This is a genomic window from Tangfeifania sp. (assembly GCF_055108615.1).
This window is the reverse complement of record NZ_JBSQIC010000023.1, coordinates 16,592-37,817: the sequence shown is the minus strand read 5'-3', so window position 1 is coordinate 37,817 and position 21,226 is coordinate 16,592. Positions and strand designations below refer to the sequence as shown.

The 21,226-nt window shown below is 41.7% G+C and carries 19 protein-coding genes; 13 read left to right on the top strand and 6 right to left on the bottom strand.

The window, feature by feature from the left end:
- The first annotated feature begins 14 nt into the window (after positions 1–14).
- The 10 genes from ACTCNA_RS07355 (at position 15) to ACTCNA_RS07310 (ending at position 11,586) form a co-directional block, all read left to right on the top strand.
- Positions 15–839, top strand: a complete 825-nt coding sequence (locus tag ACTCNA_RS07355) for a glycoside hydrolase family 16 protein (RefSeq protein ID WP_462947257.1) — start codon at positions 15–17, stop codon at positions 837–839.
- 30 nt (positions 840–869) lie between these two features.
- Positions 870–2,354, top strand: coding sequence for a glycosyl hydrolase (locus ACTCNA_RS07350; RefSeq protein ID WP_462947256.1), 1,485 nt, complete (start codon positions 870–872; stop codon positions 2,352–2,354).
- A 67-nt stretch (positions 2,355–2,421) separates the two neighbouring features.
- Positions 2,422–3,156 carry a protein-L-isoaspartate(D-aspartate) O-methyltransferase gene (locus tag ACTCNA_RS07345; RefSeq protein WP_462947255.1) on the top strand — a complete coding sequence of 245 codons (735 nt, stop codon included), beginning with the start codon at positions 2,422–2,424 and terminating at the stop codon, positions 3,154–3,156.
- Positions 3,157–3,240: 84 nt separating this feature from the next.
- Positions 3,241–5,628 carry an efflux RND transporter permease subunit gene (locus tag ACTCNA_RS07340; protein WP_462947254.1) on the top strand — a complete coding sequence of 796 codons (2,388 nt, stop codon included), beginning with the start codon at positions 3,241–3,243 and terminating at the stop codon, positions 5,626–5,628.
- 10 nt (positions 5,629–5,638) lie between these two features.
- Positions 5,639–6,622, top strand: a complete 984-nt coding sequence (locus ACTCNA_RS07335; RefSeq protein WP_462947253.1) for a polyprenyl synthetase family protein — start codon at positions 5,639–5,641, stop codon at positions 6,620–6,622.
- A 106-nt stretch (positions 6,623–6,728) separates the two neighbouring features.
- Entirely contained in the window at positions 6,729–8,234 is a 1,506-nt protein-coding gene (gene atpD / locus ACTCNA_RS07330) for a F0F1 ATP synthase subunit beta (RefSeq protein ID WP_462947252.1), read from the top strand.
- A 17-nt stretch (positions 8,235–8,251) separates the two neighbouring features.
- On the top strand, positions 8,252–8,494 hold the full coding sequence (gene atpC, locus ACTCNA_RS07325; protein WP_462947251.1) for an ATP synthase F1 subunit epsilon: 243 nt from the start codon (positions 8,252–8,254) through the stop codon (positions 8,492–8,494).
- A 62-nt stretch (positions 8,495–8,556) separates the two neighbouring features.
- Complete coding sequence (locus ACTCNA_RS07320) at positions 8,557–9,546, top strand: glycosyltransferase family 9 protein (protein ID WP_462947250.1); 990 nt, start codon at positions 8,557–8,559, stop codon at positions 9,544–9,546.
- A 212-nt stretch (positions 9,547–9,758) separates the two neighbouring features.
- Positions 9,759–10,598, top strand: a complete 840-nt coding sequence (locus tag ACTCNA_RS07315) for an SDR family NAD(P)-dependent oxidoreductase (protein ID WP_462947249.1) — start codon at positions 9,759–9,761, stop codon at positions 10,596–10,598.
- Position 10,599: 1 nt separating this feature from the next.
- A complete protein-coding gene (locus ACTCNA_RS07310) occupies positions 10,600–11,586 on the top strand; it encodes an NAD-dependent epimerase/dehydratase family protein (RefSeq protein ID WP_462947248.1) in 987 nt (328 codons plus the stop codon).
- A 248-nt stretch (positions 11,587–11,834) separates the two neighbouring features.
- On the opposite strand, the gene ACTCNA_RS07305 is transcribed toward ACTCNA_RS07310, so the two are convergent.
- Together ACTCNA_RS07305 and ACTCNA_RS07300 are read right to left on the bottom strand one after the other, a co-directional pair.
- Positions 11,835–13,010 carry a MalY/PatB family protein gene (locus tag ACTCNA_RS07305; protein WP_462947247.1) on the bottom strand — a complete coding sequence of 392 codons (1,176 nt, stop codon included), beginning with the start codon at positions 13,008–13,010 and terminating at the stop codon, positions 11,835–11,837.
- Between the two features lie 20 nt (positions 13,011–13,030).
- Positions 13,031–13,726 carry a 2-phosphosulfolactate phosphatase gene (locus ACTCNA_RS07300; RefSeq protein WP_462947246.1) on the bottom strand — a complete coding sequence of 232 codons (696 nt, stop codon included), beginning with the start codon at positions 13,724–13,726 and terminating at the stop codon, positions 13,031–13,033.
- 256 nt (positions 13,727–13,982) lie between these two features.
- Here ACTCNA_RS07300 and ACTCNA_RS07295 point away from each other — a divergent pair, with 256 nt between their 5' ends.
- Positions 13,983–14,567 carry a hypothetical protein gene (locus ACTCNA_RS07295; RefSeq protein ID WP_462947245.1) on the top strand — a complete coding sequence of 195 codons (585 nt, stop codon included), beginning with the start codon at positions 13,983–13,985 and terminating at the stop codon, positions 14,565–14,567.
- A 116-nt stretch (positions 14,568–14,683) separates the two neighbouring features.
- On the opposite strand, the gene ACTCNA_RS07290 is transcribed toward ACTCNA_RS07295, so the two are convergent.
- Together ACTCNA_RS07290 and ACTCNA_RS07285 are read right to left on the bottom strand one after the other, a co-directional pair.
- Positions 14,684–15,181 (bottom strand): response regulator, encoded by a 498-nt coding sequence (locus tag ACTCNA_RS07290; RefSeq protein WP_462947244.1) that lies wholly within the window; start codon positions 15,179–15,181, stop codon positions 14,684–14,686.
- Positions 15,182–15,411: 230 nt separating this feature from the next.
- Positions 15,412–17,376: an Ig-like domain-containing protein gene (locus ACTCNA_RS07285; protein ID WP_462947243.1), complete on the bottom strand. Its 1,965-nt coding sequence runs from the start codon at positions 17,374–17,376 to the stop codon at positions 15,412–15,414.
- 95 nt (positions 17,377–17,471) lie between these two features.
- Between ACTCNA_RS07285 and rnr the strand changes: the two genes are divergently transcribed.
- Positions 17,472–19,718 (top strand): ribonuclease R, encoded by a 2,247-nt coding sequence (gene rnr, locus ACTCNA_RS07280; RefSeq protein ID WP_462947242.1) that lies wholly within the window; start codon positions 17,472–17,474, stop codon positions 19,716–19,718.
- 142 nt (positions 19,719–19,860) lie between these two features.
- Positions 19,861–20,463, top strand: a complete 603-nt coding sequence (locus ACTCNA_RS07275) for a TetR/AcrR family transcriptional regulator (RefSeq protein ID WP_462947241.1) — start codon at positions 19,861–19,863, stop codon at positions 20,461–20,463.
- Between the two features lie 186 nt (positions 20,464–20,649).
- Here the strand turns inward: ACTCNA_RS07275 and ACTCNA_RS07270 are convergent, their stop codons facing one another.
- Positions 20,650–20,763 carry a hypothetical protein gene (locus tag ACTCNA_RS07270; RefSeq protein WP_462947262.1) on the bottom strand — a complete coding sequence of 38 codons (114 nt, stop codon included), beginning with the start codon at positions 20,761–20,763 and terminating at the stop codon, positions 20,650–20,652.
- On the bottom strand, positions 20,759–21,055 hold the full coding sequence (locus ACTCNA_RS07265) for a glycoside hydrolase family 99-like domain-containing protein (RefSeq protein WP_462947240.1): 297 nt from the start codon (positions 21,053–21,055) through the stop codon (positions 20,759–20,761). The genes ACTCNA_RS07270 and ACTCNA_RS07265 overlap by 5 nt, the downstream gene beginning before the upstream one ends.
- Positions 21,056–21,226 lie beyond the last annotated feature (171 nt).

Below are 21,226 nucleotides of genomic sequence, written 5' to 3'. Positions count from 1 at the left end.
AAATAAAAATTGACATGAATAAAATTAGTTTTTTGATCATCATTCTTGTTTTAATCAGATTCCCTGCGGGGGCCCAGGATACCTGTTCTTACCTGGTTTGGTCCGATGATTTTGAATATACCGGCGCACCCGACAGTGAAAAATGGGGCTACGATATTGGCGGCCACGGCTGGGGGAACAATGAACTTCAATATTATACCAATACAAGGACAAACTCTTTTGTGCAGGATGGAAAACTCACCATCAAAGCCGTAAAATCAAACGGGAGTTGGACTTCTGAAAGGTTGGTTACCAAAGGAAAGGGCGACTGGCTTTACGGCCGCATTGAAGTAAAAGCCAAACTGCCCGAAGGCGTTGGAACCTGGCCAGCCATCTGGATGTTGCCCACCGACTGGGAATACGGCGGATGGCCCGCGAGCGGCGAAATCGATATCATGGAACACGTGGGCTACGATTTTGGTACTGTTCACGGAACAATTCATACCGAAGCATTCAACCATTCCATTGGAACACAACTGGGAAAATCGGTGGAAGTGGAAAATGTTTCCACCCAATTTCATGTGTACGCCATCGACTGGACCGAGGATGAAATTATTTGGTATGTGGACGGGGATGAATATTACCGGATTGAAAATCCCAACAAAACTTACAAGGAATGGCCGTTCGATAAACGTTTTCACCTGATAATGAACATTGCCATTGGCGGAAACTGGGGTGGCGCACAGGGAATTGACCCGAACCTGAAGGAAGCAACCATGGAAATTGATTACGTCAGGGTTTATAAAAAAAATCCAGTCCCCGTGGAAGGGAAAAAAGCGATAACTCCAATGAGGAATTAATATTTTCTTCCATTTTTAAATCGAATTAAAATGAATGTTATCCGGTTGTTGATTATTATTCTGGGAACAATTATTTCTGTTTCTGCCGTTGCACAAACCGGGAAACGCGGTATTGCCTACGGAAATCACTCTCCGGAGGATATGGAAGCGCTCTCACCCGACGTTACCTGGTGGTACAACTGGGCAGTAACACCTGAAAGTTCTGTTGCTGGTGTTTTTCAGGATTACGGTTTTGAATTTGTCCCGATGACATGGAACGGAAATTACAACGAGGCACAGCTTCGGGCATTTCTTGCCGAACATCCTGAAACAAAATACATTCTTGCATTTAACGAGCCCAATTTTTTGGAGCAGGCAAATATGACTCCAACTGAAGCTGCTGCTGCTTGGCCCCGACTGGAAGCGATTGCCAATGAATTTGATCTCGAAATTGTGGGCCCGGCAGTTAATTTTTGCGGCAATTGTGTTACCGAAAACGGAACCACTTATTACGACCCCTTTGAGTACCTGGATGATTTTTTTGAAGCCTGCGAAGGGTGTAGGGTCGATTATATTGCTGTACACGGCTACATGAATACCGTAGAAGCGCTTCAATGGTACATCGGTGAATTTAAAAAATACGACAAACCCATCTGGCTTACGGAGTTCAATGCCTGGGAAGACAACCAGAATTTCAGCCTGGAACAGCAATTGAACTATATGATTGGTGCTGTGGACTTTCTGGAATCGGATCCCGATGTCTTCCGCTATTCATGGTTTATCGGAAGATGGAACGGAATCAATAACTACCCGCACATCGAACTTCTTGCCTCAAACGGTGAGCTGACAGTGCTGGGTGAAACCTACAAAAAAATGCCGGTGCATGACGAAACCCGCGTGGTACAAATTCCGGCCACCATCGAAGCCGAAGAATACAACCGAATGAATGGCATACGGATAGAAAAAACAGCCGATGAAACCGGGTTTGCCAATGTGGGTTACATCGATGCAGGCGACTGGCTGGAGTATAAAATTGAAGTGCCCGACAGCGGAATTTATGCCATTGACTTCCGGATTGCATCAAACCAAACTTCAGTAATAAGTTTAATTGTAGACGGTGAAGAGATTCTCGCTCAAACACTGAATAACACTTCGGGCTGGCAAAGCTGGGAAACCGTTTCGAATACTGTCACGCTCCCGGCCGGTGTTTACACCATTCAACTAAAAGCAGTTACATCAGGATTCAACATTAACTGGTTTAAATTTACGGCAGTTTCAACCAATGCTTCTGAAATAAAAGATGCTGAAAATTCATTCATCGTTTTTCCCAATCCGGGGAATGGATTATTTAACATCCGCGCTTCACAAAATATCAAAGAACTGACAATAACAAACATTTTGGGGTCTGTCGTTCTCTCACTTCCGTTTTCAAATCAGATTGATTTAAGTTCTCTAACTCCGGGTATTTATTTGCTTCGTGCGCTAAATGAAAAAGGCAAAATAGTTGCTTTGCGCAAAATTATTCTGAAAAATTAATTGCCCGGTTCATTCAGTAACCTTTCCTATTATGTTCCGTTGAATTTAAAAAAAGAAAGGTTCAGATATGAAAGTTTTTCGGAAGATAGTCAGTCATTTAAGGTTTTCACTAACATTAATCCTCTTGTTTTGTTCGGTTTCATATTGCGTGCCGCAGGAGGGAAATTTCAGCGGATTGCGCGAGCAAATGGTCAGGAACCAGCTGGAGGCCCGTGGAATTGATGATGAACAAGTTTTGGATGCCTTCCGGAAAGTGGAACGCCACAAGTTTGTATTGCCGCGCTATATTTCAATGGCATATCAGGACTCTCCGCTGCCAATCGACGAAGGCCAAACCATTTCGCAACCCTACATTGTAGCTTACATGACAGAAGCGCTAAATCTTGAAAAAGATGACAAAGTGCTTGAAATCGGGACCGGTTCGGGTTACCAGGCGGCCATTTTAGCCGAAATTGTCGATTCTGTTTATACCATCGAAATTTTTGAAAAACTGGGAAATAAAGCGAAAAGTTTATTTGATGAACTGGGCTACAAAAATATTTATACTAAAATTGGCGATGGGTACAAAGGCTGGCCTGAACATGCACCGTTTGATGCCATTATTGTTACCTGCGCCCCGACAGCAGTTCCTGAACCGTTGAAAAATCAACTTGCCAAAGGCGGAAGAATGGTTATTCCCGTTGGAGGGAATGCAGTTCAGCAGCTTGTTCTTCTCTCAAAAAAACGTGGCAGATTGAAGCAAAAAAGTATTTTACCCGTGCGTTTTGTTCCAATGCTCGATACCGAAGGGAAAAAACGTTGATCACCTTATGTTTACAGAAGCCCCATTCCTTTTTATAATCCAAATATTTCTCTTATTTTCGCGGCGTTTTTTTATATCAAATTTATGTGGCTGAAGGTTTCGGGCATTATCCTCAGAAATAAAATACTTTTACTTGGCATTTTATTGGTTATTACTGGTTTTTTAGGCTATCATGCCCAAAAGGTGGAGATGTCTTATGAATATGCCTCGCTGCTCCCGTCAAAAGATCCTGCTTATAAAGATTACCAGCAATTTGTGGAAAAATTTGGAGAAGAGGGAAACCTCATAATTATTGGCATTCAGGATCCTGACTTTTTCAAATTGCAACATTTTCAGGAATGGAAAAAACTGGGCGAAAATCTTTCGGAAGTGGAAGGTGTTGAAGATTTGCTCACGGTGACTAACACGTATGACCTGGAGAAAAACACTGAAAAACGGACTTTTGAAATTAAGCAGATTTTTCCGGATACCATTTCATCCCAGGCGCAACTGGATAGCCTTGCCGCTGAATTTAAAAGCTTGCCTTTTTACCGGAAAACAGTTTATAATGCCGAAACCAATACCTACCTGCTTGCCATTACTGTGAATAAAGACAAAATGATGACCAGGGAGCGTGAGCAGATGGTCAAATCCATCCAGGCTGTTTGTCGGAATTTTGAGGAAAAGCAGGATGTTAAATTACGATATTCAGGGTTGCCGTATATCCGGGTTGTAAATGCCATTAAAATCAGAAATGAGCTTTATCTTTTCAGTGTTCTGGCTCTTGCTATCTGTATTGTTGTCCTGTTTCTCTTCTTCCGCTCGTTCAAAGCCGTTTTTGTTCCGGTGCTTATTGTTGTTACCGGGGTGGTTTGGGCGTTGGGAATGCTTTCGCTGTTTGGCTACAAAATTACGCTGCTTTCCGGGATGATACCTCCGTTGCTTATTGTAATCGGGATTCCCAACAGTATCTACATGCTCAATAAATTTCATCATGAATATGTAAGCCACGGCAATAAAATAAAAGCATTGCAGCGTGTAATCATTAAAATTGGCAATGCTACTTTTTTAACCAATCTTACCACTGCCTCCGGTTTTGCTACGTTTGTAATTGTAAAAAGCGATATTCTGAAAGAATTTGGAATTGTGGCCTCGCTTAATATTATGGGGCTGTTTTTGCTTTCGTTGTTGCTGATTCCCATTATCTTCAGTTTTATCGGCCCACCCTCTTCAAAGCATGTGAATCATCTTAATAACAGGTTTGTAAAAGGGATTATCAGAAAACTGGTGCACATAACCGAGTATAACCGAAAAGCAGTTTATGCAGTTGCAGTTGCTGTGCTGGCAATTGGAGTTTACGGAATTACACTGATGAAAAGTTCTGGCTACATGGTGGATGATATTCCGAAGAGTGATCCTATTTACAAAGATTTGAAATTTTTTGAATCCAATTTCGACGGGCTCATGCCGCTTGAAATTATGATTGATACAAAAAAGCCCGGTGGGGTGATGCAGCTTTCCACTTTCCGCAAAATTGACCAGCTTGAGCAGCGGCTGGCTCAATATCCTGAACTCTCACCGCCGCTTTCGTTGCTGAACCTGCTTAAGTTTTCGAAACAGGCTTTTTACAATGGCAATGAAAACTATTACAGTTTACCGAATAACCGCGAAAAGAATTTTATTTTACAATATGCCGATATTGGAGAAGAGGATTCAGGATTACTTCATTCATTTATCGACAGTGCGGAGCAGGTAACACGGATTAGCATTAGGATGAAGGATGTAGGAACTAAAAGGATGGAGGAATTGTATGCAGATTTTAATGCCGATATCGACTCCGTGTTTTCATCTGATGATTATGATGTAACTGTAACCGGCTCCAGTATTACATCTTTTAAGGGAACCCAGTATTTGTTGAAAAACCTGTTTATAAGTTTAGGTCTGGCAATTTTGCTGATTTCATTTTTTATGGCCATCATGTTTTCATCGTGGCGAATGGTGCTTATGTCGTTAACGCCCAATGTAATACCACTTATTTTTACGGCAGCCATTATGGGATTCACCGGCATTCCAATCAAAGCTTCAACCATCCTTGTATTTAGCATTGCTTTTGGTATTTCGGTAGATAACACCATCCACTTTCTGGCAAAATACCGGCAGGAACTTATGATAACGAACTGGGACATCCGCCGGTCGGTTGTAATGGCTTTAAAAGAAACCGGGGTGAGTATGCTTTACACATCGGTGGTTTTGTTTTTCGGATTTGGTATATTTGCGTTGTCGGGCTTTGGAGGTACGGTAGCTATGGGAGTTCTGGTTTCGTTAACATTGCTGGTTGCTGTTACATCAAACTTAATTCTTCTTCCTTCGCTGCTCACTGGGCTCGAAAGGCTTACCACAACTGAATCGTTTAAAAAGCCGATGCTTAATATTTACGATGAAGATGAAGATATTGAAATGGAAGAATTAAAAATTACCGATAATAACAAATAGCATTAATACGATGTTTTCAACCGAGAAGTTGCAGGAACTAATTCATAATGAGCTTGTTGCGCAAAGCAATGAACTGACAGGGCAAAAACCAGGCGGGTTATACGAGCCGGTGAAATATTCACTCAACATGGGGGGGAAAAGGCTGCGCCCGGTGTTGTTGCTTATGGCAAATAACATGTTTACTGATGATATTAACGATGCGCTGCCAGCAGCTGTTGCCGTTGAAATTTTTCATAATTTCACCCTTTTGCACGACGACATTATGGACAATGCCGAAGTGCGCCGCAACAACCCAACCGTGCACATGCAATTTAGTGAGAACAATGCTATCCTCTCGGGCGATGCAATGGCTTTTTTATCCTACCGCTATTTGCTGAAGTGCCATTCAACCCGGCTTTTTGATTTGGTTCATTTATTTACAAATACTGCCCTCGAGGTATGTGAAGGGCAGCAGTACGATATGGATTTTGAAGTCCGCAGGGATGTTTCAGAAAAGGAATATATTGAAATGATCAGGCTGAAAACCGCAGTGTTGATTGCAAGCAGCCTGAAAGCAGGAGCTATACTTGCCGGTGCCGGAAATGAAATCACCTCCTCCATTTACGATTTCGGAATTAACCTTGGCCTGGCATTTCAGTTACAAGACGATTTGCTCGACACATTTGGAAACCCGAACACATTTGGGAAGAAAATTGGCGGGGATATTTTGGCCAACAAAAAAACATATTTGCTGATAAAAGCTTTGGAAAACGCATCGGATGATCAGCGCGAAAAGCTTGAAAAATGGATGGCACCCAAAAAATTTGATCCCAACGAAAAAATTGAGACTGTGTCAGACATTTTTAACCAGTTAAAAATAAAAGATCTTACTGAACGAAAAATTGACTCCTATTTCACATTAGCCTCCAAAATACTCGATGCCATGCCAGTTGAAGGAAAAAGGAAGCAACCACTGAAAGAATTAAGCAACAATATGCTGGGGCGAAATCATTAAATAATTCAGGTTAATTAGTTTACAATTAATTCAAAACAATATTAACTTTGCTCAACTAAAAAAAAACGGTATCTTTTGAGCCGCTTTAAAAAAATACTGAAAATAAATGGATCAAGTCAAAGGAAAAATTATCCAGGTCATTGGGCCGGTAGTCGATGTGAGTTTTGAAAAGGAAGGCCATGATCTTCCATCTATTTATGATGCACTGGAAATTACCCGCGAAGGGAAAGACAACCTGATTATTGAATGCCAGCAACACATTGGAGAAAATACAATCCGGTGCATTGCAATGGATTCTACTGATGGGTTAACCCGCGGAATGGAAGTCGTTTCCACAGGGAAGCCAATTATTATGCCTAAGGGAGAAGCAGCTCTTGGCAGGCTTTTAAATGTTGTGGGCAACTCTATCGATGGAATGGAATCGCTCACTAAAGACGGGCAAACCATCCACAACGAACCGCCAAAATATGAAGATCTCCTGACAGAGTCTGAAATTCTTCACACAGGGATTAAAGTAATCGACCTGATTGAGCCTTACGCAAAAGGAGGAAAAATTGGGCTTTTCGGAGGTGCCGGGGTTGGAAAAACCGTTTTAATTCAGGAATTGATAAATAATATTGCGCTTGCCCACAGCGGACTTTCGGTTTTTGCCGGGGTTGGCGAACGTACCCGCGAAGGAAACGACCTGCTGCGCGAAATGATTGAAGCCAACATTGTTGATTACGGAGAAGAGTTTAAAAAGTCGATGGAGGAAGGCAGCTGGGATTTGTCGAAAGTGGATAAGGAAAAGCTGAAAAAATCGAAACTTGCAATGGTCTTCGGTCAAATGAACGAACCACCCGGTGCACGTGCCAGGGTAGCACTTTCGGGTCTTTCCATTGCCGAAAGTTTGCGCGATGCCGGAACTTCGCAAAGCGGGGGCCGCGATATTCTGTTTTTTATCGACAACGTTTTTCGTTTTACCCAGGCGGGTTCCGAAGTGTCGGCACTCCTTGGCAGAATGCCGTCGGCAGTCGGGTACCAACCCACGCTGGCTACCGAAATGGGTTTGATGCAGGAACGGATTACTTCTACCAAAGATGGCTCCATCACTTCTGTACAGGCCGTTTACGTGCCTGCTGATGACCTTACCGACCCCGCTCCCGCAACAACTTTTTCACACCTGGATGCCACAACGGTTCTGAGCCGGAAAATTGTGGAGCTTGGAATATACCCGGCGGTTGATCCGCTCGATTCTTCTTCACGGATTCTTACGCCTGAAATTGTTGGCGACGAGCACTACAATTGTGCGCAAAATGTCATCCAGTTGTTACAGCGATACAACGAACTCCAGGATATTATTGCAATTTTGGGAATGGAAGAACTCTCGGAAGAAGACAAACTGGTAGTTCACAGGGCGCGCCGTGCACAGCGGTTTTTATCACAACCGTTTTTTGTGGCATCGCAGTTCACCGGCCTCGAAGGAAAGCTGGTTTCAATTGAAGATACCATCAAAGGGTTCAATATGATTTTGAACGGCGAAGTGGATAAATATCCGGAAGCTGCCTTTAACCTGGTTGGTACCATTGAAGAAGCCATTGAAAAGGGAGAAAAATTGCTGGCCGATAAATAACATATAATATTTTTCCTATGTTTCTCGAAATAATTACACCCGATAAAAAAATATTTGAAGGAGAAGCTAAACGTATCAGGCTCCCGGGAAGCAACGGCTTGTTCGAAATTTTAAATAACCACGCTCCCATCATTTCTACCCTTGCAAAAGGAACCATCAGGGTAATTGACAAGGATAATAAAAAGCATAAATTTGAAGTAGAAGGTGGGGTAGTGGAGAATAAAAGAAATAAAATTATTGTGTTGCTTGAATCGGTTTAAATTACAGTAACTTTTACGCATAGCCCCGGTGATAGGTTTCCCCGGGGTTTTTATTTAAGCGCATGAAAATAAAATACCTGGTCATACGGTTTAGTTCAATTGGTGATATTGTTTTAACATCGCCGGTTGTTCGTTGCCTTAAACAACAGGTTGAGGGAGCCGAAATCCATTTTGTAACCAAAAAAAAACATGCTGCTCTTGTTACTGCCAATCCCTATATTCACAAAGTGCACACTTTTTCAGGCAATATTAACGAACTGATTAATGAGCTGGAAAAAGAGCAGTTTGATTACGTTGTCGATCTTCATCAGAATTTTAGGAGCAACCGCATAAAAAGCCGGCTGAAAATTCCTGCGTTTTCATTTAATAAACTGAACTTTCAAAAATTCCTGCTGGTTCAGTTTAAAATTAACAGGCTGCCCCAAAAGCATATTGTCGATCGCTATCTTGAAATCCTCTCGGTTTTCGATGTGAAAAATGACGGGAAAGGGCTCGATTTTTTTATTCCTGAAAATGAGGTTTTTGATAAATCTCAATTGCCGCAGGCATTAGAAGATGGTTACGTGGCTTTTGTAATTGCCGGAACGTATGCCACCAAAAAACTTCCGGACGATAAAATTACTGAGATTTGCAACCACACAAACTTTCCGATAGTTCTGCTTGGGGGAAAAGGAGAAATGGAAACAGGCGAAAAAATTGAGGGTGAATCACAGGGGCACGTTCTCAACCTGACCGGCAAAATAAGCCTGAACCGATCTGCCAGCCTGGTCCGGGATGCGAAGTTGGTTTTAACCAACGATACCGGGCTCATGCACATTGCTGCAGCCTTTGGTAAAAAAATTCTTTCTTTCTGGGGCAATACAATTCCTGAATTTGGCATGGTGCCTTACCTGCCTCACCAGGCATCAAAAATTATGGAAATTAAAAACCTGAAATGCAGGCCTTGTTCCAAGCTCGGGTACAAAAAATGTCCCCGAAAACATTTCAGGTGTATGAGAGATCAGGATGTGGATACTGCCGTGAACTGGATTATCCGCAATTTTAATGATTAGTTCGCTTATACTAATATACACAAAACTAATTTGTGTGGTGTACCCTGTGCTGCTTTTATCATATTAACGATGGATGAAGGTGCTTATAAGAAAAAATAGTTCTATTCAGGATTGTAAGTTGTTTTAAGTGGTTCCGGGTAACATTCATCGAATAATAAACGTTTTAGAGGAAAAAATTTGCTCATTTATTTCATAACACTATAATAATTTTTATGGATGATAAAAGTGGAAGACAATACGTGCTGATAACCGGAGCTAGTTGCGGTTTGGGAAAAGAACTGGCAAAAGAATGCGCCAAAAGGGGCATGAATCTTCTGCTTACTGCACTCCCCAATGAAGAAATCAGTGAACTTGGTGATGAATTTTCACAAAAATATGGTGTGGAAGTGAATACCTTTGAAGCCGATCTTACAAAACCCGAAGAGTTGAAAAAACTCGCTGCATCCATTTCAGAAAAATATGAGGTTAAAATTCTTATTAATAACGCCGGCCTTGGCGGGGCAAAATCATTTTTGGATGCCACGACTGAATATATTGAGCAAATTGTTCTGCTGAACATGAATGCACTTGTTTTATTAACAAGGTTGATGCTTCCCAACCTGAAACGGCAAAAAAACGCATACATACTGAATATTGCCAGCATGGCTTCCTTTAGTCCAATGCCTTTCAAAACAGTTTATCCGGCTTCAAAAGCTTTTGTCTATTCATTTTCGCGGGGATTGGATGCTGAGCTGAAAGGAACCGGAATATCGGTAAGTGTAGCCCATCCGGGGGGAATGAGAACTAATGCCGAAGTTACGCACAGTATTGAAAATTACAACCGGTTAATCCGTTCAACCACCCTCTCGGTTGAAAAAGTGGCTCAAATTTGTATTAAATCTTTGCTGAAACGGAAACGAACTATCATCCCCGGTTTTATTAATAAAATAAGCTGGGTGCTGCTTAAAATAACACCTTTATGGATGCGGATGAAAATGATGCGTTCTTCAATCAGCAAGGATATTGAACTACAAAACAATTTTCAGAAACAACGAGGCAGTTTAACGAAATGATATGGAAAAAGTACTTGTAACAGGAGCAAACGGATTGCTGGGGGCGCATGTTGTAAGGGAATTGTTAAGCAGGAAATACTCAGTGCGGGCAATGGTGCGCAAACAAAGTAATTTAAAGGCTTTAAAAGGGCTCGGTATTGAGTTTTATTTCGGACAGGTTACTGAAATAGGTGATGTTGCTGGAGCTGCAGAGGGTTGTAGTTTTATTTTTCACGTTGCAGCGCGCACAGCACAAAAGCCATCCGGGCTGGAGTCCTACAGGCTGCCAAATATTACAAGCACCGCCCATTGTATTGAAGTGTGCCGGAATCAACCTGTAAAACGGCTGGTTTATGTTAGTACTGCGAATTGTTTTGGCAACGGGACCATTGAAAACCCGGGCAGCGAGCAACGTCCTTTTAATCAGTGGATGAAAAAATCGGGATATGCGTACAGTAAATACCTTGCCCAGCAAAAAGTGTTGGAAGCAGCAAAAAACAAAAATCTCGATGCGGTTGTTGTGAATCCTACATTTATTATAGGAGCCAATGATGTAAAGCCAGGCAGCGGTCAGATTTTTTCACACATTCTGAATAAAAAAATTGCATTTTATCCGCCCGGGGGTAAAAATTTTGTGGATGCTGAATCGGCTGCCACCGGCGTTGTAAATGCCATGGAAAAGGGGAGGACAGGGGAGTGCTATTTGCTGGCAGGTGAAAATATGACCTATAAATATTTTTTCAAAATGACTGCTGAAATTGCCGGGCAAAACCCGGTGTTGGTGCCCATTCCGCGTTTCGTTTTAATGGCGATGGGCTACCTCGGCGATTTTTCCGAAAAGGTGTTGAAATTGCCGGTTCGCCTCTCAAAAGTGAATGCCCGCATGTTGTGTGAAAACAATTTTTACACGCCTGAAAAAGCCATGAAAGAACTGGATCTTCCGTTAGTTTCGGCACGCGAATCAGCAAAAAAAGCCATTGATTGGTTTAGGGGAAATAATTATTTCTGAACGATTTTCACAGAGCGGCGGCAACGGAACCGTTCTCTTTGAAAAGAACGGTTCCATCGGGATTTCTTGCAAAATTATTTGTCCAAATGTGAGGGCATTGAGCAGGTGATGGAAAGTCACCAGCTCAACGGCAGCAACGGAACCGTTCTTTGCGGGAAGAACGGTTCCCCGGGGTTCCACGCGTTCCTGCCCGTGAGTCAATAGAAAAAGCCATCGGGTGGGTTCCGCCAAAATGAATATTTCTGAGCTTAAAGATTTGCAAATGCTTTTCCCAGGCGTTCCAAAGCTTCCTCCAAAGTGTTTCGCGGGCAGCCGATATTAATACGCAGCCATCCTTCTCCGCCGGTCCCGAATTTTGCCCCGTTGTTTAAACCTACTTTTGCCTCGTTAATCGTGAACTTGAACAATTCATCGTCATTCATGCCGTACTCCCTGAAATTGAGCCAGATTAGATAGGTAGCTTCCGGTTTCATCACCTTCACTTTTGGCAGTTTTTCGCTCATGAATTTTTCAAGGAAAAGGTAATTGTCCCAGATGTAGTCAAGCATTTGGGCCAACCATCCATCTCCATGGAAATAAGCTGCCTCGAGTGCCACCGTCCCGAAAATATTTCCCATTCCCAGATGTCCGACACCCAGTGCCCGCTCGTAACGGGCAAAATTTGTTTTGTTGGGTATAATTGCTACCGAGGATGAAAGCCCGGCCACATTGAATGTTTTGCTGGGAGCCATGAAAACAACCGAGTTACTGGCGGCTTCTTCTGAGATGGAAGCGAATGGAATATGCTTATGCCCTTCAAAAACCAAATCAGAATGGATTTCATCTGAAATGACCATGATGTTGTTTTTCAGGCAAATCGATGAAAGTTCCTGCAGTTCTTCTTTTGTCCAGACCATCCCGCCCGGGTTTTGCGGGTTGCAGAGCAGCAGCAGTTTAGTGTTGCCGGTGATTTTCGATTTTAAATCTTCAAAATCAAAAGTGTATCTCCCGTTTTCAAGTTTGAGCGGATTTTCAACCAGTTTTCGCCTGGTTCCTTTCACGCAATCAAAAAACGGGAAATAAACAGGCGGCTGTACCACTACTTCATCGCCGGGATTCGAAAAAGTTTCAACGGCAAGTGTCAGTCCGGCCACCACACCCGGGCTGAACGAAATCCATTCTTTTTGAACCTCCCAGTTGTGCCGGCGCTGCATCCAGCCAATTATGGATTTGAAATAGGATTCGGGTTTAAACGTGTAACCGAATATTTCGTGTTCGGCACGTTTTTTTATGGCTTCAACAATAAAATTGGGTGTGCGGAAATCCATGTCGGCCACCCAGAGCGGCAGTACATCGTTGGTTTTAAATATCCATTCACGGCCGTCGTATTTTATGCAGTTGGTCCCTTCGCGAGGAATTATTTCATCAAAATCGTATTTTTTCATTATCGTGTAATTGTATTTGTTTATTCGGTAACTTTTACTTTTTGCAGATAATTAATGGAACCGTCGTTTTCAACTTTCAGTATAAAGCCAAAAATATTTCTTTGCAGGCAAAGTTCAAAATCGTTGCTGGGTGCCCATTCCTGGTGGCCCGGTTCAAAAAAACGTTTTCCCGGACCCCGGCGGATAATTTCTTTCATGCGGGCAAAATCATTGTCAAGCCCCTGCAGTTCATTTTTAATGTATTCGGCACACAAAGTATCTTCATCGGTCGGATATTCGCAGGCATAACCCATGCAAACCAGCGAAACTGTTTCGGGGTTTTGGCTTCGTATGTATTGTACGATGGCAGCAGCATTGACAAAACTTCCGGTTATAATTTCATCAGCACGGAGGGCAGCTTCAATGCCCTGCGTTCCCGAACTTGTGGTATGCACAATGGTTTTGCCTGAGAGGCGGGCAGAGGAAAGAAGAGATGGTGAATTTCCAAAATCGAAACCGGTTGGTTTTTTTTCGTCGCGTTCTCCCATTAAAATAAATTCCGGATTTTCCTTTTTGAGTTGATAGGCTTTTTCAATATTTCCTACCGGGATTATTTTGGCAGCATCCTTCCCATAGGCATAGCAGGCTGTGGAAAAAGCACGAAACACATCAATAATTACAGTTAGGCCTCTTGCATCTCTTGCTCCGTCAAGGAGTTGCAGTATTTGTACATCCATATTTAAAATTTACACGAAATTAAATAAAATTAATTTAACACGTTAATAGAATTAAGGCACGATTTTTGTTATAAGTGTATTTCGTTTTTTTAATTTGCTGTAAATAAGTTTGTTAATGATTTATTTAGATACGAAACAATTATTAAAAGTTAATTTCATATTTATTTGATGTATTATTAACGTATGTTTTACAGCATAATGCCGAAAAACATATATGTTTGCAGTGAAGTTCATGTTAAACTTAAAATTGAAAGTTATGAAAACAATTAAATTAGTATTTACAGTTATGGCATTAGCGGTTGCCACTATAACCACCGCCGTAGAGAAACCGAAAGTGAGTGTAACTCCTATTACAGCCGACAGGGCAGTAGTATCTATTTTAAACGAAAACCCGGCAGTGTTTGAAATGAGTATTGAAGACAAAACCGGTGCAATTGTTTATTATAAACAAACCAACAATGCAATAACCGATTACCGTAAAGTTTTCGATTTTGCAGGGTTGGAAGCCGGAGAGTACGTTTTTAACCTGAAAGTTAACGACACCAAAGTATCGAACAACTTCGAAGTTTCGAACAATGGTATTGTTGTAGGAGAATCAAAAATGCATTTTGATCCTTATTTCAACTACACTAACAATGTGCTTCAGTTATCTTACCTGAATTTTGATCAGGAAAAACTGAAACTGAAGTTTTTTGATGATAGCAGAATGGTTTATGAAACCGAGCTGGGTAATGATTTTAACATTGTAACAGGGTACGATCTTTCCAAACTGGAAAAAGGAACCTACCGTGTAGTGTTAAGCTCAAACAATAACCTGTACACCTATGATTTAGTAAAGTAAATTAGAGAATACGTTTGTCATTTTTATAATGACGAATTGAATTAACAGTAATATTAAAGCCGGAGAGGGCAACTTCTTCGGCTTTTTTATTTCATTTTTTTTGGGTCTGGAATTTTTTAAAGGTTGAAATCTTCAAGGAATATTGTCATCAGAATAATAATCATGATGAGCAGGAACATAATAATAAAGAAGCCGATTACGCCAATTTGAAAACCCCTTTTTACTTTTTCGCTTTTTGTTGCCGAAATTAAATATTCGATGGAACGCAGAAGGTGTTGCGGTGCCTGATCGTTTTTTACAATATAATCGGCAGCTCCTTTTTTCATGATGTTTACAGCTACTTCCACATCGTTTTGTCCGCTCAGGAAAACAAAATCAATTTCCGGATGATCGGCATGTACTTTTCGCATGAGTTCCAATCCTGAAATGCCTTCAAAAGTATAATCCAAAACAACAATATCGGGTTTCAGGTGGATTGACCTGAGGCACTCTTCGCCACTACTGAAAGTTTTAATATTGTTAAAGCCTTTTGAATTTAAATAACCAAGAATAAGGTTTTTGTAAACCGTGCTGTCGTTTACAATAAAGATGAGCGGATGTTTTGTATTTTGCATAGCACAACCGAATTTTAAAAGGAATTCTTAAAAATACCACAAATTTTTTCAGTAATCAAATAATCAGGACATCATAAAGGTATTCACAATTTTTGATATTAACGTTTATTTTATGCCGTTTAGTTTTTGTAACATAAAATAATTATGATTAAAGGGTTTTGTTTCGTTTAAAAAACAAAGGAGAGGCAAAGGATGGCGCGATATGTCTCTGTCAGAATTATTTTCAGGAATTACCTGCCGGAGGGTTGTAGCGAACCCGGTGAAATACCACCACCCGGGCCAAACATATTATTTTGCTGCTGCCTTTGATTTGTGCCCTGTTCTGATTCGCGCCTTGCTTTTTCCTCGGCTTCTTTTCGTTTTTGCTCTTCCAGTTCTTTGTCCCTGATATTTTTAATGAAAGTGGGATCGGGTGTCATATCCCAAACATGTTTCCATTCCCAGTTTGAGCGAACCTTAATTACTTCATTGATATAACTGACCAGTTCGGGTTGAAACTTATCCTGGTAACTTCCGGGGTCCCACTTCCCGTTGCCGTTTCGGTCGTAAATAACTTTTACTTTGTATTTATCGGGTGCAAGAAAATCGAAAACAACAGTTCCGTCGTCGTTTGCCTTAATTTCTCTGATAACCTCTTCTTCGTCGGTGTTTTCAAGCAACTGAACCAAAACATCGCCAGGTACATTTTTCAGTTCAAGGATGATGGAACCATAGTAGTCTTCGGCCCTGGTTTTAAACGAGCTTTCAAGTGCCTTGCTGGTTATGCCGTAAATATTTATACAGGCGGCCGAGTCAATTTCCAGGGTGTAACTGGTTTCCGGCTCCCAGTTAAAGGCAATGCGGTAAGTTCTCCAGGCCGTTGTGTCTTTAGCGAATTTAAAATTTAAAGGTGTTTGCAGCGTGTCTTGAGACAAGTAAAGCAGCATAGCCGAAGTGTCGATTCCTGCCAGTGGCTGCGGGGCAGTCAGCACAATATCGTTATTTAATTCAAAGTTCGATGAACTGAGGTTGGTTGTCCAGTTAAACTGCGGAACCGGCTCGGGGCCTTCTTCATCATCCTCATTTCTGCCTCTTCTGCCACGTTTTGATTCTTCTTTTTTCTCCGTAAAAATCAATTCAATGGTGTCGGTTTGCAGGTAGAACTGCTCCAATGAGTCGAGTTGATAATAGGACATTTCAAGCGGAATAGTATCGTTGGCAGCCAGTGTTGTGTCTGCTATCCAAACTGTAAGCGAGTCGAATTCTTCATTGGGTTCCAGGATGTACCAGTCTTTGGTTTCTGCATTAAGTGGCCTGATGCCGAACGTGTCAATAACCGTTTCATTAAAAACAAAGGTGCTTTTATATTTTGATTCCCGTTCAACGTTTTTTACGTACTGCTCATATATGTTTTCAGTAAAATTACGCATGAAAACAGGATCGGGTGAAAAATGGGTGTGCCCCTCAATGAGCAGTGAGTCAAGTCCTTGTATTAATGTGTCGGCTTCGGCATGAAATTCGGCACCGGGAACTATGAGTGTATCTGCAAAAGCAATTTTTTCAGCACCTTCATTGTAACGCAAGTCGTTATTCAAATCGTTTATTGAAAAAAGGTGGTATTTCCCGGGGGCAATGTTCGAAATCAGAAAGTTGCCCTCTTCATCGGTTTTTGCAATATAGTTGGGCCGAAGTGTATAAACTGCTGAATCGTGAAGGGTTTTGTGCAACATCACCAATGATTCTTCTTCCGGTTCAAGATTAAACCCGTTAATTATTTTGCCGGCAACCCGCAGTGAGTCATACACATCACCAGTACTAAATGAAAAGCGCAGGCCTTTAAGTTCGTTTCCCTCATTATTGTCAACAACCGAGTTTTTAAAATCGAGGGAGTAAGTAGAACTGTCTTTTAGCTCTTCGTTGAACCGGATAATCAATGTTTTTGATTTGGTCAGAATTGACGGGCGGTTTTCAAGCGGGGGCGAAACCACGAGTTTTTCTGAAATGGCATCCGGAATAATAAATTCATTAAACGTTAACCGGACTTCTTCTCCGTTAAAGTTTAAAGCTTTGTATTCGGGCTGCGTACTCACAAGCACCGGGGGAATGGTGTCGCGCGGCCCGCCGGTGGGCATGCCCTGGTTGGCACACGACGAAACGATTGCAATCCAGGCAAAAGCAGCTACAATGAAATATGGTAATTTGTCAAGTATCTTCATTATTCAAAAAAACGAACCACAAACATACAAATTCCTGCAAACATTGAATATTAAGGGTTGTTAAATATGCAGGTTAGCTTTGCTAAAAAAATGGAATGAATAATTCAAAAAACTGGCAGGAATCAGATAAAAAATTTAACTTGCCTTATATAAAACGAAATTCAATGGCCAAAAAGAAGAAAAAACAAAAACGGAAGTTCAAAAAATCAGTTACTTTCAATAAAAAGAAACTCAAAAGCATCATCCTTTCCATGCTTTACGAAGAAACAGGTAAGACGGTAAACTATAAGCAAATTTCTTCGTGGCTGGGAATTAAGGATAGCGAAACACGGCAATTGGTAAATATAGTTTTGCAGGAATTAAAAGATGACGAGTACCTTGATGAGGTTTCGCGCGGGAAATACAAGCTGAAAGCCAAAACCGGTACGATTTGCGGAGTGGTTGAACTCCAGCCGCAGGGTTTTGCTTATATTATCAGCGAAGAGATGGACCGGCCGGTACTGGTTTCGTCGCGTAACCTCAACCATGCCATGGAGGGCGATAAAGTAAAAGTCCGGCTGTATGCCCGCCGCAAAAAACACGATTTGGAAGGGGAGGTTATTGAAATAGTTGAACGCGAAAAAACACATTTTGTAGGAACAGTTGAAATGTCGCGCAACTTTGCATTCCTTGCGCCGTCAGGGAAAGTGAGCTTCGATATTTTTATTCCGAAAGAAAAATTGAAAGGTGCAAAAGACGGGCAGAAAGCCATTGCCGAAATTGTTGAATGGCCGCCAAAAGCGCGCAGCCCAATTGGTCAGATTGTTGAAGTACTGGGCGACACCGGCGATAACGATGCCGAAATGCACGCCATTCTTGCCGAATTTGAACTGCCGCACATTTTTCCCGAAAAAGTGGATAAAGCAGCGGAGAGAATTCCATTGGAAATTCCAAAAGAAGAATACAAAAAACGCCGCGATTTCCGGGATGTCACCACTTTTACAATCGACCCGGCCGATGCCAAAGATTTTGACGACGCGCTTTCGCTTCGGAAACTCAACAATGGAAACTGGGAAGTGGGCATCCACATTGCCGATGTTACACATTACGTTACACCCAACACCATAATTGAAGATGAAGCCAGGGACCGTGCAACGTCCGTTTACCTGGTTGACAGGGTTGTTCCCATGCTCCCCGAAAGGCTTTCAAACGGGGTTTGTTCACTACGGCCCAATGAAGACAAACTTTGCTTTTCGGCTGTTTTTGAGATGAATGAAGAAGCAGGCATTAAAAAAGAGTGGTTTGGAAAAACGGTAATTCACTCCAACCGGAGGTTTGCTTACGAAGATGCACAGGGAATTATCGAAAAAGGAGAAGGAGAACTGGCTGAAGAATTGCTGACTTTGAACGATTTAGCCATAAAACTCCGGGATGAACGTTTCAAAAAAGGTTCCATCGCGTTCGATCGCATCGAAATAAAATTTAATATCGATGAAAAAGGCAAACCCCTGTCGGTTCATTTTAAACAGGCAGAGGAAGCCAACGAGTTGATTGAAGAATTCATGCTGCTGGCCAACAAACGCGTAGCTGAATTCATCGGCAAAAAAGGAAGAAATAAAACGTCGAAAACTTTTGTGTATCGAATTCACGATAAGCCAGATGCCGAGAAACTGGAATCGTTCAATTCATTTATCCATCGTTTTGGTTATGGCATTCAAATGACTACGCCCCGCGCGATTTCTACTTCGCTCAACAACCTGATGCAGAATGTGAAGGGGAAAAAGGAGCAGAACCTGGTGGAAACATTGGCAATAAGGACCATGGCCAAAGCTGTTTATTCAACACGAAATATTGGGCACTACGGGCTTGCATTCGATTATTACACGCACTTTACTTCGCCCATTCGCCGCTACCCCGACATGATGGTTCATCGCCTGCTCGAAAAATACCTGGAAGGCGGCAGCTCGGCCAACGAAAAGAAATATGAAGATTTGTGCCGCCATTCTTCCGACATGGAAGCACGTGCTGTGAATGCCGAGCGGGCTTCCACTAAATACAAACAGGTGGAATTTATGCAGGACCACGTGGGTGAAGTTTACTCTGGTGTGATTTCTGGAGTTACCGATTTTGGAATTTTTGTTGAACTGGAAAATAAAATTGAAGGCATGGTTCCCATTCGTGAGCTGGACGACGATTTCTATGTTTTTGATGAAAAAAATTATGCACTGGTAGGTCGCCACAAAAATAAATCATACCAGTTGGGAGCCGACATAAAAGTGAAAATTTGGCGCACAAACCTTGAACGAAAACAACTTGATTTTCAGCTTGTGGAAGACGAGAATGAATCTCACTTCGAATATTGAGGATTGTGTATTCAGTAATTTGAAGGCAGTGGCGATTAACCTGCAGCCATTCGTCTGTAAAAGTAAAAAGTTCCAACCAGTTTTGCAGGTGAAATAAATAATTATATTTGCTACCTGTATTAATGCGGCAAAACAAACTAAGATGCAAACCATTTCTGAAAACGGCAGCAAAAGAGATCAGAACAGAGAGAACATTCTAAAAATTGCGCGCGAAATTTTTAGCAAATACGGCTACAAAAAAACCACACTCGACGACATTGCCAATGCGGTGCGAAAAGGGAAAAGCTCGCTTTACTACTATTTTAAAAGTAAAGAAGATCTTTTTCAGGCTGTAATTATGAAAGAGGTTGAAATTTTGGCCCGTGAACTGGAAATTGTAATCAACAGAAACACCGACCCGGTTGACAAACTGCGCGATTACGTCCTTACCAAATTGACCACTTTCAGGAGCCTGGCCAATTTTTACCACGCCATTGAGAATGATGTTACTGCCGTTGAGTTTATTGAAGATATTAAACACCGCTACGAGCAGGATGAGATTAGAATGATAAAACGAATTCTTATTGAAGGTGTCCGCAAAAATGAATTTGAGATTTACGATTTTAACCTGTCTGCAATAGGAATTACCACTGCCATTAAAGGCCTTGAAATGCCGCTTTCGGCCGGGCATTACGGTGAAGTGAACCTGGAACGCAGCGTGGATACTATCCTGAAAATTGTGTGTTACGGAATTATGAAACGATAAAAAAAGAAAGGCCGGTTCAACAACCAGCCTTTTCTCAATCAACCTAAACCTAAACTAAACCAAAAACCAAACCATCTGTATGGTGGGTTAACTAATTTCTTTCAACTATTTAAACAGAATTTCTCGAAAAAGGTTTACTTTTTTAACGACTTTTTTTGATGCTTTAATTATTTCGGCAGCAGGAAATTATTGGTTCCAATTCGAAGGATAGGGATTGTATTCTCCTTCCATCACCCTTTTCACAGCTTCCAGGTGGCCAAAACCGTATTTCATGTCAGGCAGCAGGTAGCCGCCTTCAATCCATTCGTTCCACGAAAAAACGGTAATCAGTTTTGGGCTGGTAGTGCCCCTCGAACCGGGGAGTTCCTTTTTTTATGATTTCCCACTCGCCCGTTCCTTCGGGCCACAGCATATCGCCAAACCGCTCGTCGTGGTGGCACGATGGCCAGACGTAAGCAGCAACGTTATAGTCGTTCTCTTTAGGGTTTTCGTCGCTTTGTTTTTCTACCGGCGGATTGCATGAAAACAGTGCAAGTGCAAATGCAAAAACAGTTATCTGCGAAAAATTGAAATTGAGTTTTAACCGGTTCATTGGTAATTTTTTTTCTTATCAAAAGGTTGCTTACAATTTTAGTGAAATTCCGGCATAAATTCTAAAACAGTGAGAAAACTTGTTAGTTTCTGATATTTCTTCTGGCATAGATAAACTTCAACATCGTAGCAATTCAGGCGATTTTCTACGATCGACCGTAATAATTCGCTC